15 protein-coding genes are annotated in these 13851 nt (G+C 66.2%); 7 read left to right on the top strand and 8 right to left on the bottom strand.

Going from position 1 to position 13851, the window contains the following annotated elements; genetic code table 11:
* The first annotated feature begins 509 nt into the window (after nucleotides 1-509).
* The 3 genes from ACWDRB_RS55125 to ACWDRB_RS55115 all read left to right on the top strand — a co-directional run bounded on the left by ACWDRB_RS55125 (nucleotide 510) and on the right by ACWDRB_RS55115 (nucleotide 3324).
* Nucleotides 510-770, top strand: coding sequence for a hypothetical protein (locus tag ACWDRB_RS55125; protein ID WP_449908648.1), 261 nt, complete (start codon nucleotides 510-512; stop codon nucleotides 768-770).
* Between the two features lie 202 nt (nucleotides 771-972).
* Nucleotides 973-1977: a GlxA family transcriptional regulator gene (locus tag ACWDRB_RS55120; RefSeq protein ID WP_449908646.1), complete on the top strand. Its 1005-nt coding sequence runs from the start codon at nucleotides 973-975 to the stop codon at nucleotides 1975-1977.
* A 264-nt stretch (nucleotides 1978-2241) separates the two neighbouring features.
* The gene (locus tag ACWDRB_RS55115) at nucleotides 2242-3324 is read left to right on the top strand and encodes a TDT family transporter (RefSeq protein WP_449908644.1); all 1083 of its coding nucleotides are present in this window, start codon (nucleotides 2242-2244) and stop codon (nucleotides 3322-3324) included.
* A gap of 1 nt (nucleotide 3325) precedes the next feature.
* On the opposite strand, the gene ACWDRB_RS55110 is transcribed toward ACWDRB_RS55115, so the two are convergent.
* Nucleotides 3326-3730: a nuclear transport factor 2 family protein gene (locus tag ACWDRB_RS55110; RefSeq protein ID WP_449908642.1), complete on the bottom strand. Its 405-nt coding sequence runs from the start codon at nucleotides 3728-3730 to the stop codon at nucleotides 3326-3328.
* A gap of 114 nt (nucleotides 3731-3844) precedes the next feature.
* A complete protein-coding gene (locus tag ACWDRB_RS55105; protein ID WP_449908640.1) occupies nucleotides 3845-4015 on the bottom strand; it encodes a hypothetical protein in 171 nt (56 codons plus the stop codon).
* Between the two features lie 73 nt (nucleotides 4016-4088).
* Between ACWDRB_RS55105 and ACWDRB_RS55100 the strand changes: the two genes are divergently transcribed.
* On the top strand, nucleotides 4089-4322 hold the full coding sequence (locus ACWDRB_RS55100; protein WP_449908638.1) for a hypothetical protein: 234 nt from the start codon (nucleotides 4089-4091) through the stop codon (nucleotides 4320-4322).
* A 396-nt stretch (nucleotides 4323-4718) separates the two neighbouring features.
* Here the strand turns inward: ACWDRB_RS55100 and ACWDRB_RS55095 are convergent, their stop codons facing one another.
* Complete coding sequence (locus ACWDRB_RS55095; protein ID WP_449908636.1) at nucleotides 4719-5357, bottom strand: TetR/AcrR family transcriptional regulator; 639 nt, start codon at nucleotides 5355-5357, stop codon at nucleotides 4719-4721.
* Nucleotides 5358-5510: 153 nt separating this feature from the next.
* Between ACWDRB_RS55095 and ACWDRB_RS55090 the strand changes: the two genes are divergently transcribed.
* The 3 genes from ACWDRB_RS55090 (at nucleotide 5511) to ACWDRB_RS55080 (ending at nucleotide 7982) form a co-directional block, all read left to right on the top strand.
* On the top strand, nucleotides 5511-5978 hold the full coding sequence (locus ACWDRB_RS55090) for a cupin domain-containing protein (RefSeq protein WP_449908635.1): 468 nt from the start codon (nucleotides 5511-5513) through the stop codon (nucleotides 5976-5978).
* A 295-nt stretch (nucleotides 5979-6273) separates the two neighbouring features.
* On the top strand, nucleotides 6274-6801 hold the full coding sequence (locus ACWDRB_RS55085) for a DinB family protein (RefSeq protein WP_449908633.1): 528 nt from the start codon (nucleotides 6274-6276) through the stop codon (nucleotides 6799-6801).
* Nucleotides 6802-6917: 116 nt separating this feature from the next.
* On the top strand, nucleotides 6918-7982 hold the full coding sequence (locus tag ACWDRB_RS55080; RefSeq protein WP_449908631.1) for a helix-turn-helix domain-containing protein: 1065 nt from the start codon (nucleotides 6918-6920) through the stop codon (nucleotides 7980-7982).
* 193 nt (nucleotides 7983-8175) lie between these two features.
* Here ACWDRB_RS55080 and sbnB read toward each other — a convergent pair whose 3' ends face one another.
* From sbnB to ACWDRB_RS55055, 5 genes are all read right to left on the bottom strand, one after another.
* On the bottom strand, nucleotides 8176-9171 hold the full coding sequence (sbnB, locus tag ACWDRB_RS55075) for a 2,3-diaminopropionate biosynthesis protein SbnB (RefSeq protein WP_449908629.1): 996 nt from the start codon (nucleotides 9169-9171) through the stop codon (nucleotides 8176-8178).
* Nucleotides 9164-10111 (bottom strand): pyridoxal-phosphate dependent enzyme, encoded by a 948-nt coding sequence (locus ACWDRB_RS55070; protein WP_449908627.1) that lies wholly within the window; start codon nucleotides 10109-10111, stop codon nucleotides 9164-9166. The genes sbnB and ACWDRB_RS55070 overlap by 8 nt, the downstream gene beginning before the upstream one ends.
* A gap of 219 nt (nucleotides 10112-10330) precedes the next feature.
* Nucleotides 10331-11029, bottom strand: a complete 699-nt coding sequence (locus ACWDRB_RS55065) for a PucR family transcriptional regulator (RefSeq protein WP_449908626.1) — start codon at nucleotides 11027-11029, stop codon at nucleotides 10331-10333.
* A 136-nt stretch (nucleotides 11030-11165) separates the two neighbouring features.
* Nucleotides 11166-11915: an N-acetyltransferase family protein gene (locus ACWDRB_RS55060; protein WP_449908624.1), complete on the bottom strand. Its 750-nt coding sequence runs from the start codon at nucleotides 11913-11915 to the stop codon at nucleotides 11166-11168.
* Between the two features lie 260 nt (nucleotides 11916-12175).
* Nucleotides 12176-13843, bottom strand: a complete 1668-nt coding sequence (locus ACWDRB_RS55055) for a condensation domain-containing protein (RefSeq protein ID WP_449908622.1) — start codon at nucleotides 13841-13843, stop codon at nucleotides 12176-12178.
* Nucleotides 13844-13851 lie beyond the last annotated feature (8 nt).

Here is a 13851-nt window from a genome sequence, read left to right as displayed (position 1 = left end):
CGAGCGTGGCACGATGAGCAATCACGTGGAGCCTTCCGGCGGCTGGGATTTCTTGTGGTGAGAGCTCTTCTACCGGGGGCTCCACGTCTGTTTACGGCCTTCGGCAACTCCTCCCGATAGGCCCGGAACGCCACCAGCGGCGTCCAAGAAATCCCAATTCGTCCGAACTATTTCGCTGAGATCACCTCAGTGTCGCGAAGTGCTGTTCTGTATTGTCGTGGCTGGGATTATCCCCGTCGTCGTGTCGGTCTGTGCCGACGCGTCCCGTGCTGTATCGCGTACACGCGAGCAACCACCGAGCAACCATGCGTTCTTGACCATCGGCACTATGCGCTATTTGTCCCCATCTCGGCGCGGCTGTCTGGGGCCAGGCTTGCGTGGTGAACTCGAACTTTTACGGCGGATCGAACGTGTGCGAGCAACCACCGAGCAGCCATCGCCTGGTCATTTGCGTCCACGGGCAGGATGGCTCGCAGCGGACCTCGGATGCGATGCATGGTCTGCCTGACGTGCATGGACGTGATTTCGGTAGGCGCACAGTCGAACTCGCCGTTCCGGCCGTCTCGACGGAGGCCGAGCAGCGTCGGCAAACCGACCATGACGAGCCCCGGAGCGGACGGCTCCAGCTTGTCGGCGAGGGTGGCGGCGGTGGCCGCGACAAGGCGGTGTGCTCCGCCAACGCCTCACCGGCCAGGCAGCGGCTGTGCCGGTCCGTCCACGCACCGCTCGTCGTCCACCGGCGTACCAGCCAGCCGGTCGGCACCGCGTAGACCCCGCGCCCTGGGGACTCAGGCAGCTTCGGTTATCTTTGGTGACTTTCAGTTATGAGACAAGTACTTCGAGTAGTGTGCGCGCCTACTTGACGCGGCGAAGCGCCGGACTCCCAGGAGCGACCATCGATAGTCAGTTTGTTTTCCGAACTCACTCGGCTTAGCATGCATGGGAGCTTCGTCGCAGGTCCGGAGGCATTCGATGAACCTCAGACACGCCGGAACCGGCCCGCTCCTCGTGACGATCTTCGTATTTCCCGGGGTCCGGCTGCTCGATGTGACCGGGCCGATCGAGGTGTTCGCTTCGGCGAACGAGTTCGGCGGACGCTACCGCCTGAACATGGTGTCGGCCGACGGCGGCGAGGTGGCGACCTCGGCTGGCACCCGTCTCAGCGTCGACATGGCCGTCGAGGACGCGCGCGAGACCAGCGACATCCTGGTGATCCCCGGAGGTCCGGGCTGGGAGCAGATGATCAAGGACGACGCGTTGCTGGACATCGTACGCAGGCTCGACGCGAACTCTGACCGCACGGTTTCCGTCTGCACCGGCGCCTTCCTGCTGGCCGCCGCCGGCCTTCTGGACGGCCGTCGCGCCGCCACTCACTGGCGCCACTCACGCGACCTCGCCCTGCGCTTTCCCGCCGTCCAGGTCGAGCCCGACGCGATTTTCGTTCAGGACGGCAAGGTGCTGACCTCGGCCGGAGTCAGCGCGGGCATCGACCTCTCGCTGGCTCTCGTGGAAGCGGACTGTGGGGCCGAAGTGGCCCGCGCAGTGGCCAGGGACATGGTGGTGTTCATGCAACGACCCGGCGGGCAGTCCCAGTTCAGCGTTCGCGCCCGTGCTCCGCACCCCCGCCAGGAGATGCTTCGCCGAGTGCTGGACGTCGTCGCGGAAGACCCCGGGGCCGACCACACGCTGTCCGCCATGGCTCGCAGGGCCGGCATCAGTTCCCGCCACGTGACCCGGCTCTTCTACGACGAGGTGGGCACGACACCGGCCCGGTACGTCGAGCAGATCCGGCTGGAAGCGGCCCAGGCGCTGCTGGAGACCGGCGACGATCCCATGGCAGTGATCGCCCGCCGCACCGGGTTCGGCTCCGCCGAGTCACTGCGCAGAGCGTTCGTCCGCAATCTCAAGGTGACCCCGGGCGCGTTCCGGGCGCGTTTCCGCACCACAGAGCGGCAGGGGCCGAAGCACTCGCGGTGACGGCCGCGCCGTTCGGTTGGCACTCCCTCAAGTCCTGATGTGAGGGTGTTGTGTCACATGCTGGTATCCGCGAGGCATGCCAGGCCGCCATACCGTGAAGCCGACGGGCCGGCAGGCTTGGCCGCGGTCCGCCGGGCCTGCCGGTTCACGACGATGATTCCCGGGACGAGGAAAGAGGCGTTCGCCGCCGTGACACCCCACCCCAGCAGTACCCGAACCACCCCTGCCGAGGGCGACGCCCGCCCTTCGCCGTCCGGGGCGAACGTGACAGGTCGTGCGCCGTTCGGCCCCAGCTGGTTCGCGGCCGTCATGGGCACCGGCATCGTCGCCAACGCAGCGGTCACCCTGCCCCAAAGCTTCTCCGGCCTGCGGGCCGCCGCCACAGTGGTCTGGTCGGGGGCCGGCCTGCTGCTCGTCGTCCTGGCGGCCGGCTACGTCCGGCAGCGGGCGCTGCGGCTGCACGCCGCCGATCCGGTGCAGGCCCAGTTCTTCGGCGCGCCAGCCGTGGCGCTGCTCACGGTGGGTGCCGGCGCCTTGCAGCTCGGCCAACCGGTGATCGGGGCACGGGCCGCGCTGGGCGTGAGCTGGGCGTTGTGGTCGCTCGGTACTGCACTCGGTCTGGCCACGGCGGGTACGGTGCCGTACCTGATGATCACCCGGCACCGCTTCGCGCCGGACGCGGCCTTCGGCGGCTGGCTGATGCCGGTGGTGCCGCCGCTGGTCTCAGCGACGACGGGCGCGCTGCTCGTCCCGCACGCGCCTGCCGGACAGCCGCGGCTGGCCCTGCTGCTGGGCTGCTATGCGATGTTCGGGCTCGGCCTGGTGGCGGCGCTGCTGGTGCTGGCCATGATCTACAGCCGCCTGGTGCACCATGACGCGCCCGCCGGTGCCACGGTGCCCACGGTGTGGATCGGCCTGGGGGCGCTGGGCCAGGTGGTGACAGGGCTGGGAGCGCTGGCCACGGCGGCGCCGAGCGCTCTGCCCGTGCCGTACGCGCGCGGCGCGGCGGTCCTCGCGCTGCTGGGCGGGGCCGGGGTGTGGGGCTTCGCCATGTTGTGGCTGGCGCTCGCCGCGGCGCTGACCGTACGGGAGCTGCGAGCGGGGCTGCCCTTCGCGCCCACCTGGTGGTCTTTCATCTTTCCCCTCGGCGCCTGCGTCACCGGCACCAGTGTGCTCGCCGCCCGTGTCGGCTCGCAGGTGTTCGTCTGGGTCGCCGTCGTCCTCTACACGCTGCTCGCCGCCGCATGGGTCGTGGTGGCCTACCGCTCGCTACATCACTTCGCCGCGCACGTGGGCGGCCGGAGAGGCCGGTCTTTTGCCGGTGCCTATACGCGGGGTTCGCGGTAGCTCAATCGGCTTGCTGGTCGCGGACCGGAATCGGCTCGGCCAGCGCGGCGCGCCCGGGAGCCGCGGGGAACGGGTCGGCGAAGTACTGGGTCTCGTGCGTGACGAGACCGTCGGTGAGCTCCATGACGCTGAGCGAGTACGTGGGCACGCCGTCATAGGTGATCACGCACTCGCTCACCCAAAGGTCGCCGCGGCCCAGGATCCGGCGGACGGTGAAGTGGCGTTCTGCCGGGTGCCCGCCGCGTTGCGCCTGGATCCTCGACCGGCCAGTGAAACGCTCGCCCGACTGCGGGTAGTCCAGGATCGCATCCGCAGCGTAGATCGCATGCTCAGCGTCGACGTCACCGCGTTCGGACGCCTCCCAATGCTCCTGGAGCCGAGCCCGGATGTCGGCCGCTGGATCCATCGCGCTGTCCACCCGTCAGCCCCTCATGACCAGAAGAAATGCCGTCGGCTCGCAGGACGGATGTTACCTGAGGGTCCTCCTGCGGCTCGGACCGCCCATCGCGAGTTGGGGGGCCTACTTGCCTCCTGTCGCGCCCTTGATCCGCACGATGAGATGGGTGTACGCGGACACGCCGGTGTCGAACCAGCCGCAGTTGTCGTACCGCAGACTGAGCGCCCCGCCGGACCCGCCGCCGTTGAGGAACCGGTCTCCCGGCCGAGGTCGTTGCGCGCGGCGGACGGGCACGCCGGATCGCCGTCGAAGTCGTCGAGGACCAGGCCCCCGGTCGACGGCGGCAGGGTGACGACGTGACGGGCGCATGACCGACACCATCACCCTCCCAGGACCGCCCCGACACTCCCACTCGCGCCAGCGACGCCGTCCAGGCCGCCGCCCTCGCGCGCATCGCCGCCGCCCGGCAAAACTCATCGCCCTCCTGCGGCAGATCCTGGCGACCGAGCAGGCCGAACTCGACGACGCCCTCACCCAGGGCATCCTCGCCGGCCCCGCCGACCGAGCCCTGGCCGCCCGCAGCGGGCAGGCCCCCATATAATCGCCGTCACCCCTCGCCGCGGCCGTAATGGCCGTCGGTGACCGATCCAGCTAGAGCTACGGACAAAAGGTATCCGTGCCCGATCCGTGCCGGACAGGGCGGGGAACCACGGTCAACTACGGGCGCGAAGGCGAGCTCCAGGGTTCCCCTTGGCACCCGTTCCCGCTGGTCAGCTCGCTGATGGGGGCACAGAGCCCGGTGATTTTCAAGCTCGGAGCGCGAGTTCGATTCTCGCCACCCGCTTCATGTAGAAAGAAACCCCAGGCCGTCGGCCCGGGGTTTCTTTGTTGCCTGGACCAGTTCAAGTGTCTCGTGCCGCCTCGCAGCACAGCCCGCATCGCAGGGGTGTCGTCTCAACGTGCTAGCAGATTGCGATTGCCTGGGCCCGGGGGGCGCCTACCAGAGCGGTCCGGTGCACATGTGCTGGATGGTGGACGCCAGCGCCTGCTTGAGTACGTCGGCATCCGCCCCGGCGATCGCGTGGAACTCCAGCAGGTAGCGCCCCACGTGCAGGCCCAGCAGGTGACTGGCCACCAGAGAGGCCCGGAGCTCGGCCCGTTCGGGGGCGATGGCCGTGACGATCGGATCCACCACGCACGTGGTGAACAGCTCCCGCATGAGCGTGGCCGCCTCCGGACGCTCGCAGGCCGCGTGCAGCAGGGTGAGAGCCGTGTTGGGCCGACCGTCCTGCTCCCAGGTCTCCAGGAACACGTCGGCGAGACGCTCGCCGATGTGGTCGGGGCCCATCGCGAGGACCTGACGGACAACCGTGTCGGGATCGAAGGGCCATTCGACGGTGGCGGCCAGCAGGCCCGCCTTCGAGCCGTAGAAGTGCACGACCAGTGAGGGCCTGACCCCTGCGTTTCTAGCGATCTCGCGTAGCGACGTCTGCGCGTAGCCCTTGCGGTCGAAGGCCGCACGGGCGGCCATCAGGATCGTGGCGCGTGACGCCTCGCCGTCCCGCGAACGCGTCGCATCGGGCGACGGCGCTCCGGGGACGTCGGTGTCGAGGGGTGGGGTCTTCGTCGCTGCCATACCGGCAGTCTGGCACTCCCCGACTGGACATGTACAGTTGCCGTGGGCTACAACTGTACATGTACAGCAGGTGCGGTCCCGGTGACGTCCTTCGCGAGGTGACTGGCGCGCCAGACTGATCACCGGGCGACACGTCCGATCGAAGGAGTCACTATGGAGGCCATGCAAACTGCGCTGGTGGTGCAACCCGGTGAGGCGGCCGGGGCATCGCTCACGGACGGCGCGTTCGAGCTGCTCGCCGACGGGGGCGCGGTCAGCGCCAGCAGGCTCACTCTCGCAACCGGCGCCGACGGGGCACCCCCGCACCACCACAAGCTCTCCCACGAGCTTTTCTATGTGCTGGACGGGACGATGTTGTTCCGTCTCGGCGACACTCTGACCACGGTGGGAAAGGGTGGGCTTGTCGTCGTACCGCCCGGCCTGCCGCACGTCTTTGGGGCGGCAGAGGGTGAGGTGGCCAACGTGGTCGTCGTGCTCAGCCCTGGTATCGAACGGTTTGGCTACTTCGAGCAGCTGGCCGTCATCAGCCGTGGCGAGGCGGAATTCGCCTCACTTCTCCCCGAGCAGCACCGCTACGACGTGTACTTCGAGGACCTCCCCGACTGGCGGTCGGCCCCCTAGCGGTAGGCCGTTCTTCAGAAGGCGATCGATGGGCGCGGCTTGGGGCGGAAGTGCGGCCCGCGCGCTCTTCGCCCAGCAGTCATGGCAGCGGCCGCACCGCAGATGGCAAGGCAGCCCGGAACAGAACCACGTCTGCCCGCACGTGAGTGTCTAAAGAGCCTGCTGACAAAGAATTGGGTCGCCGAGGCCGGGACAGGGATGCCCTGGTCGAGCCCCATCTTCGAGCGATACGCCCGGCGGGCAAGATACGCGCGTACCCCGCAAAATCGGTTGCGCAGGTCGTCATGATGGTGACATGACGTGGACAGCACCCGACGTAGAGCGGGGACCTCGGACCGACATGGCCTGTGGCGAACGCGAGATGCTGGATAACTGGTTGAAGCTCCGCCGGGTGTTCCTGCTGCGCAAATGCGCCGGCCTCACCTCCGAGCAACTGAAGACCGCCTCCGTGGAGCCGTCCAACCTGACGTTGCTCGGCCTCCTGCGACACATGACGGAAGTCGAGCGCTGGTGGTTCCGGGAGAAGTTCCTGCACGAAAACTTGCCCGAGCTGCACATCACGGAGGAGTACGAAGACGGCGACTTCGACCTGGTGGCCGACGCCGACGCCGAGGCGGACTACGCCGCCTTCCTCGCGGAGACGGCTGCCTGCGACGCCGCGGTTGCGGACATCGACCTCGAGGAGCTGGCCGACGACCCCCGGGCGCCGACCGGCAAGGTCAGCCTCCGCTGGATCTACATTCACCTCCTGGAGGAGTACGCGCAGCATGCCGGGCACGCCGACCTGATCCGGGAGCGCATCGATGGGGCCACGGGAGCGTAGCGGCTCTCCCGGCATCACCCGTATCTAGGTCCTGGCTGTACCGCTTCATAACTCATCGCGTGGTGCTTGATCTGCGGTTTTGACCTTCAGGCGCCGTACGGGCAAGATCGCGCTCTGTGTCGGTTCGTCTGCTGTACATGACCCTGATTCGGGTATTCGGCTGGCTGGTGTTGCTAGGCCGTGCTCAGGAGTCCAAGGACGTCGAGATCATGGTGCTCCGGCATGAGGTGGCCGTGTTGAAGCGTCAGGTCATCCGGCCGAAACCGGACTGGGTTGATCGGGCGGTCCTGGCAGCACTGACCCGCTTCCTGCCGACGATGCTGCGAACTCATCGGCTGGTCACCCCGGGCACCCTATTGGCGTGGCATCGCCAGCTGATCAAACGCGCGTGGACGTACTCCAACCACTCCGGCCGTCCCGCAACGAGCAAGGAGGTCCGGGAGTTGGCCCTCCGTCTGGCACGCGAAAACCCGAGGTGGGGGTATCGACGGGTCCATGGTGAGTTGGCTCGACTCGGTTTCCAGGTCAGCGAAGCGACCGTGCGCCGGATTCTACGCTCGCGCCGTTACGGTCCGGCGCCCCGAAGCTTCGACACTTCATGGCGAAAGTTTCTCCGCCTGCAAGCGAAGGGACTGTTGGCTTGCGACTTCTTCCACGTCGACACGATCTTCTTGAAACGCCTGTATGTGTTGTTCGTGATGGAGATAGAGACGCGGCGCGTTCACGTCCTGGGTGTGACCGCCCATCCAGCCGGCGCGTGGACGGCTCAGCAGGCCCGCAATCTGCTCATAGATCTCGGGCAGAAGGCGGGCTCGTTCCGGTTCCTCATCCGTGACCGGGATGCCAAATTCACCGCCGTCTTCGATGAGATCTTCGCCGGGGCTGGTGTCACGATGATGAAGACGCCGCCGCGGACACCTCGGGCCAACTGCTACGCCGAACGCTGGGTGCGCACCGTCCGAGCCGAATGCACCGACCGGATGCTGATCACGACGAACCGCACCTTCGATCGGTCTTGGACGAGTACACCGAGCATTACAACAGCCATCGACCGCAACAGTCTCGCCAACAACGCCCACCCAATCAAGACGAGCAAGTTGTGGTGCCGATGGAAGGCCAGATTCAACGCCGAAAGGTGCTCAGCGGAGCGATCAACGAGTACCACCGAGCAGCCTAGCTGACACGAAGAAACTCCAGCTCAGACCACATGTGCGAGTTTTGAATCGGTACAGCCGGTTCTGGGGAGACCGGGTCATCTGCCTTGGGCGAGCGTAGCTGAGATTATCTCCGCTTGGTAGAGGCTGCTATTCGGCGAGTGAAACATGCTGACGGATGATGTGGATGAGCCGGTTGTGGCCGCGGTTCAGGGCGGCGTCACCAGCGTGTCGGCTCGCCGAAGAAGTCAGGGATGCGAATCGTCTGGCCTTGTTCGCGTGCCTGCTCCAGTACGAAATGTCCGACGGCGATGTCGAGCAGGCCCAGCCCGAACGGCGAGACGATCAGCGGCCGGTTCCGGTCGAGGGCGACGTGCCGGAGCAGCAGTTCACCGATGGTCCCCGTGATGAAGTCCCGTCCTCCGGACAGCTGCTCGGCCAGGTGCGGCGAGGTCTGTGCCTTGAGGCAGTGCTCGACGTCGTCGACGATGTTATCGGCGGTGAGCAGCAGTTCGGGCGCCAGATCGCGGAGCGAGATGTTCAGCACGATCTGGCCAGGGCGCAGCGAGGTGGCAGCCCCGACGTACGGTGACCGCGCCGTGGTGGCGAAGACGACCACATCCCCGCTCAGCGCCGCATCGAGGGTGGGCGCCACCGACACCTGATCGACGCGGGCTCCGGCATGGCGGGCGAGGTGCTCGGCACTCCTGCCGTCCAGGTCGTACACGTCCAGCCGGGCCGGCCTGAAGCCCGTGTCCAGCAGATGGTCGAGGACAGTGCGGGCGATCACGCCGGCTCCGATGAAGGAGAACCGCGACACCTGTTCGGTCAAGGCGGCGGTGGCGACGACCGCGGAGGCCGCGGTGCGGGCCGCGCTGATGCCGGCCGCCTCCAGGCACGCGATCGGATGCCCGGTCGCGTAGTCGTTCAGCAGCAACACGGCCGAAGCCCGTGGCACGCCCTGGTCGATGTTCCGCGGGAAACTGCTGATCCACTTGATTCCGGCCCTGTCCACGGAGCCGCCGACATACGCGGGGAGCGCGATGATACGGGCTTCGGGCTTGTCCGGGAAACGAAGGAAATAGCTGTCCGGATTGATGGTCTGTTTCTGCTCGTGCCACAAGTAGGCGTTCCGGACGAGGTCGATGACATTCTTTCGATTCGCCTGCAGAATCGCGGCGACGGCCGCCCCGGGAACCACGTCGAATTCAAACAAGGCTGCTCCTGCTGGCTATGGCGGGCACGTCACCGTAATGCTTCTCGATCCAGTGACCGGAGTAGATCGTGTCCAGGTATCGATCCCCGAGGTCGGGGGAGATGACCGCCACCCGGCTTCCGGGCGCGATGGAGTCCGAGAGCTGCCGTAAGGCGGTGAGCGCGGATCCGGTCGAACCCCCGATCAGCAGTCCGCGCTCACGGGCCATGTGGTGACACATGGCGATGGTGTCCGGCTCGGTGACCAGGACCTTGTCGAAGCCGCCCGAATCGGTGAAGATCTCCGGGCGACGGCTGCTGCCGATTCCGGGAATGTGGCGAGGGGCCGGAGGGCCGCCGAAGATGACCGACCCTTCGATGTCCACGGCCACGATGCGGGCGCCCCGGCTGTGCCGGGCGAAATACTCCGAGCACCCCATCAGCGTGCCGGTCGAACCGACTCCGGCCACGAGCACGTCGATGTCTCCTAGCTCAGCGTGGATGTTCCGGGCGGTCCGATCTCGATGGGCGTGCGCGTTGGCCAGGTTGGCGTACTGGTTCAGCCAGATCAGCTGCGGGTCCTGTTCGAGCGCCCGCCGGATGTAGTCGATGCGGCCCAGCAGATGACCGCCGTTCGGGTCGTCGCTGTCGATCACCACGACCTCGGTGCCCAAGGCCTCCATCGTCTGGATCGCCTGCCGGTTCGCCTTCACGTCGGTGACGATGGTGAGGGGGAAGCCGTGTTCGGCGGCGACCACGCTCAAGGCGATGCCCAGATTTCCCGAGCTCGATTCGATCAGGCGACTGTGTGGCGGGGTCAGCACGCCCGCGGAGAGCACGCTGTCGATCAGCCCGACGGCGGTCTTGAGTTTCAGCGAGCCGGCCGGGTTGAACGCCTCGATCTTGAGGAAGACGTCCACGTCGGCGATGAAGCCGGGCAGCTGCAGGAAAATGTCGTCCAAGACGACACTGCTGGTGGAACTGTATATCGGCACGTTGCCTCCGAGCTCGCTGTGAAGAACGGGTCGTCGCCGAGATCACCCGGCGACGATCCTGGGAACCAGGTCGTCTTTCGCCGCGGACCCGGCTCGTCCCGGCCTGGCTGCCGCCGACCACCCAATCGCCTGCTGAACGCACTGGGCGAGGAGAGTCCTAGGCGGGATGTCCCTGAGACGATCCCCTCAATGCCCGTGCTCCGGTGCCGGATGGAAAAGGCGCATCTGCAGCTCCGCGTCAAGCCGGTCGGACGCATCGCCGAGGTCTATCCGGGAGACAGCGACCGCGCGGCGCAGGCGGCTGCGGAAAGTGCTCGGCGGGATGTTCATCCGGTGTGCGGCCGCGGCTGCGTTCCCGAACGACGCGAGCCACTCCCGGAGCGTTTCCAGTAATTCGGTCCCGTGCTCGCGGTCGTGCGCCGCCAGTCGCGCGACGGACCCCGTGGACTCCTGCCCTTCCGCGATCACCTTGTCTTGCAGCTCAAACAGAGCGACGTGGAAGGAAAGCTCGGAGAAAAGCGCCGCGCGGGGCGCCGAGGAATCGGTCTTGAGCAGGCGGAGCGTCCGGTCCGCCGCGACCCGCGCGGTCGGAATCGAATGGTCGTCCGCCACAGGGCCGCCGATGCCCGCGCACCAGACACCGTGCTCATTCCATGAGCGCACGAAATCCGAAACACTGCTGACGGCGGCGGCGACCTCCTTGCCGGAGGAGTCGGCGAGCCGTAGATTAAAGTGAACTACACCGCCGCAAACGGTGACCATTTTTCCGGCATATCCCGAAAAATGGCGCTCAATCGCGTGGGCGGTCGCTTCGACTCCGTTCTCGGTCTCGGATCCCGTCACTCGCTCCATGGCAATGACCAAAATGGGTGATTCGGTGGTCAAGAGGATCTCCCTGATAGTCTCCCTGCTGCCTGAACCATCATCCCTGACGTCGAACGCGCTTCAGGACAACCCGGTCAGACGCCCTGATCGTGGTGGGAAAGGCTGGTGCCGGAAGGCCGTCTGACGCTTTCACGGTTCAGCCGATACGACCGGCGGTCGAATCATCGCACCCGAGGCTCACCGTCATATAGGTCGAAATATTATGAAAGCCAAGTTTCGCACACATGTTGAGCGAAGCCTGGTTGTCGTGACTGACCGATCCGGTGAGCGCGGAAAACCCGTCCGAGGCCGCCGACTTCAGGGAATGCAGAAGCAGTTTGGTGCCCAGCCCTCGTGGTGAACGGGCCGGATCTCTGAACCCGTTGGTGATCCATGGCGTTCCGTCCCAGTCATTCACCACGACTCCCGCCACGACCTCGTCATGCTCATTCACCGCGAGTACGGAGCAGGGCAGTACCGGCCCCATGAGGGTGCCGTTCAACAGCGGATCCACCTCTTGGCGGAGAACGGTGTCGTTGTTCTCCGGTATGTGGTCAGGATGCCCGGGGCCAAGCGCGGAAACCCATGCGGGCAGCACACTTTCCGGTGCCCGGTCGCATGGAACACAGCGAATATTCGCCGGAATATCCGTGTCGAACCGGTCGAGCCCGTCCAGGAAATGCGTCAGGATGTGGGCCTGTCTGACAAGTTTCGCCCCCTTGCTGATCAGTTCGTTACACAGGGATTCGGGCCCTGACAGATGCCATCCCTGCAGGTGTAATAGCACTGCTTCCGCGGCTCCGGGACCCACGGCCTGGATGCGGGAAGCCCATCGCCTGCCCCACATGGACCCCTCGGTGAACTTGATCGCCGGCTGACCAAGCTCGTCCAGCAAGACTTGCTGCATCGAACAGCCTCCGTTTGAGCCACTTCGTTTCGGTGACATCTCGGTTCAGATCGATCCTGGTATGCTGGCTTTCCAGCGGCAATCCCGTATCCGCGCGGCGTGTTTCGTTTTCTGGATATGGCCGGCACGGCACTATAATCCCGCCCACCAGGTTTGCGGCACGTCCTGAACGCACGCGCCCTCGCGGAAGACGCCGACGCCGCCGATCCGCCTGGATTGGCGGCTGCGGAAAAGCCGCTGCCGCCTGTCTCCCCATCGGATCATGGCCAGTGCTCGGAGATGATATCGCGGAAGTTCTGATAATAGGCAGCGGCGAGCCGCTCGACGAAGGAGCCGGCGACTTTTTCGGCCTGATAGCTGAACTCCGCCTGAATCGCGCCGTCAGGCAGTGGAAACATCTCTAGGACCAGTTCGAACATCGCCCGTCGTGGCGGGATGCGGCGGTGTGTGCTGACGCATCCGGTGAGCGTCAACAACGGCGGAGGGGTGTCTTGCAAGGCGAACATCGTCTGGAAGATTGGATTTCTGCCGCCGCGCCGAGGATTCAGCAGGCGCACCACATTGAGGAAGTCGACGTCCTGAGCCGCCATCGCCGCTGCGGCGGCCGTCCGTGTGCTGCTCAAAGCATCGGTCCAATTACTGGATTCCAAGCGCCGCAAAGGTATGCATACCGTGTTGATCGAGCAGGTCAGAGCGGCGTCAAGGGCCTCGCCGCCACGTCGGGCCACTGGGACGCCGACCGCGATGGCGCTCTGCCCGGTAAGGTCGCGCAAGGTCATATTGTAAATGGCGAGCAAGGCGGTGAAACGGGTCGCATGGCCGGCCCGCGCCACTCTGTCGAGCGCGGCCACATCGTCAGCCGCGACATGGAAACCAGGGGTGTGGGCGGCGGCCTGATGCACGGCCGGATCCGGCACCGGTAATTCCAGATCGACGGTCCCGGCGAGCGCGCCGAGCCAATACTCTTTCTGGCGTCCGAGGGAAACGTGGGCCTGCTGCCGCCGTTTCTCCCGGGCCACGGCCAGAAGAGAGGGCGCTGTCGTCGAGAAAAGGGCCGGTCGGCCAGTGCTCCGTGCTGCGTACGCCTCGGACAGGTCACGCGCCAGCAGGCCTTGTGACCAGCCGTCGAACGCCACATGGTGAATCGCGACGCCCAGTACGACAGTGTGCGGGGAGCGCAGGACGGCGTAGCGCCAGATCTCCCCTTTAGCGATGTCGAGACAACGATTCAGCTGTCTGTCGATCCATCGGGCCAGCCCTTCATCGACGTCGCCGATCTCGGTGATGGGTAAGGAGGGATGCCTGGTATTCCGCGTCACCAAGGCGACGGGCCGCGGTGGCCGTCCCCGCATGACGTACGACGCCCTGAGAGCCTCATGCCGCTCGCCCACATCATGTAGGGCGTCTTCCAGCGCTTGGAGGTCGACGGGCCCCTCAAGCTCCCAGAGCAGGACACATACCGGTGCCGTGTCCTCGGGATCGAAGGCGTGCGCCACGCAGAAGGATGCCTGCATGCCGTCGAGCGGAACCGCGTCGCCTCCTCCGGTGATCGGATCGTGTTGATCAGTGGTGCGCGGGACGTGTCCTTCCACGATGGTTCGCGTTTCGCGCAAAATCTCGCCGATGCGCAGTGCCACGCCGGCCACCGTGGGGTGCTCGACGATCTGTGACACCGGAACCGGGACGCCGAAGCGGCTGCTCAGCCGGGTGCACACCCGGGCGGCGTCGAGCGAGCTGCCACCCAGGTCGAAGAGCGAGACGTCGTGCGGCACCTCGGCCAGACGCGTGACGCGCGCGAAGATCCCGGCCACGATCTCCGCATAAGGGTCTTCCTGCGCATGATCGGCTCCATCTGATTCCGGCGCTCTTTCGGCGTGATCCTGACTCGTTCGATCAAGAGCGCTGCTGGGTTCGTCCACGATGTGCACGTTTCCTT

Source organism: Nonomuraea sp. NPDC003707 (assembly GCF_053587055.1).
The sequence above is the reverse complement of the archived record's forward strand: the minus strand, read 5'-3'. Positions and strand labels throughout refer to the sequence as shown.

What these genes read in the sequence shown, in the direction of transcription:
- ACWDRB_RS55100 (WP_449908638.1), top strand. Translation starts at nt 4,089, where the DNA reads ATGACCGACACCATCACCCTCCCAGGACCGCCCCGACACTCCCACTCG.
- ACWDRB_RS55095 (WP_449908636.1), bottom strand. Translation starts at nt 5,357, where the DNA reads ATGGCAGCGACGAAGACCCCACCCCTCGACACCGACGTCCCCGGAGCG.
- ACWDRB_RS55110 (WP_449908642.1), bottom strand. Translation starts at nt 3,730, where the DNA reads ATGGATCCAGCGGCCGACATCCGGGCTCGGCTCCAGGAGCATTGGGAG.
- ACWDRB_RS55120 (WP_449908646.1), top strand. Translation starts at nt 973, where the DNA reads ATGAACCTCAGACACGCCGGAACCGGCCCGCTCCTCGTGACGATCTTC.
- ACWDRB_RS55085 (WP_449908633.1), top strand. Translation starts at nt 6,274, where the DNA reads ATGACGTGGACAGCACCCGACGTAGAGCGGGGACCTCGGACCGACATG.
- ACWDRB_RS55060 (WP_449908624.1), bottom strand. Translation starts at nt 11,915, where the DNA reads ATGCAGCAAGTCTTGCTGGACGAGCTTGGTCAGCCGGCGATCAAGTTC.
- ACWDRB_RS55090 (WP_449908635.1), top strand. Translation starts at nt 5,511, where the DNA reads ATGGAGGCCATGCAAACTGCGCTGGTGGTGCAACCCGGTGAGGCGGCC.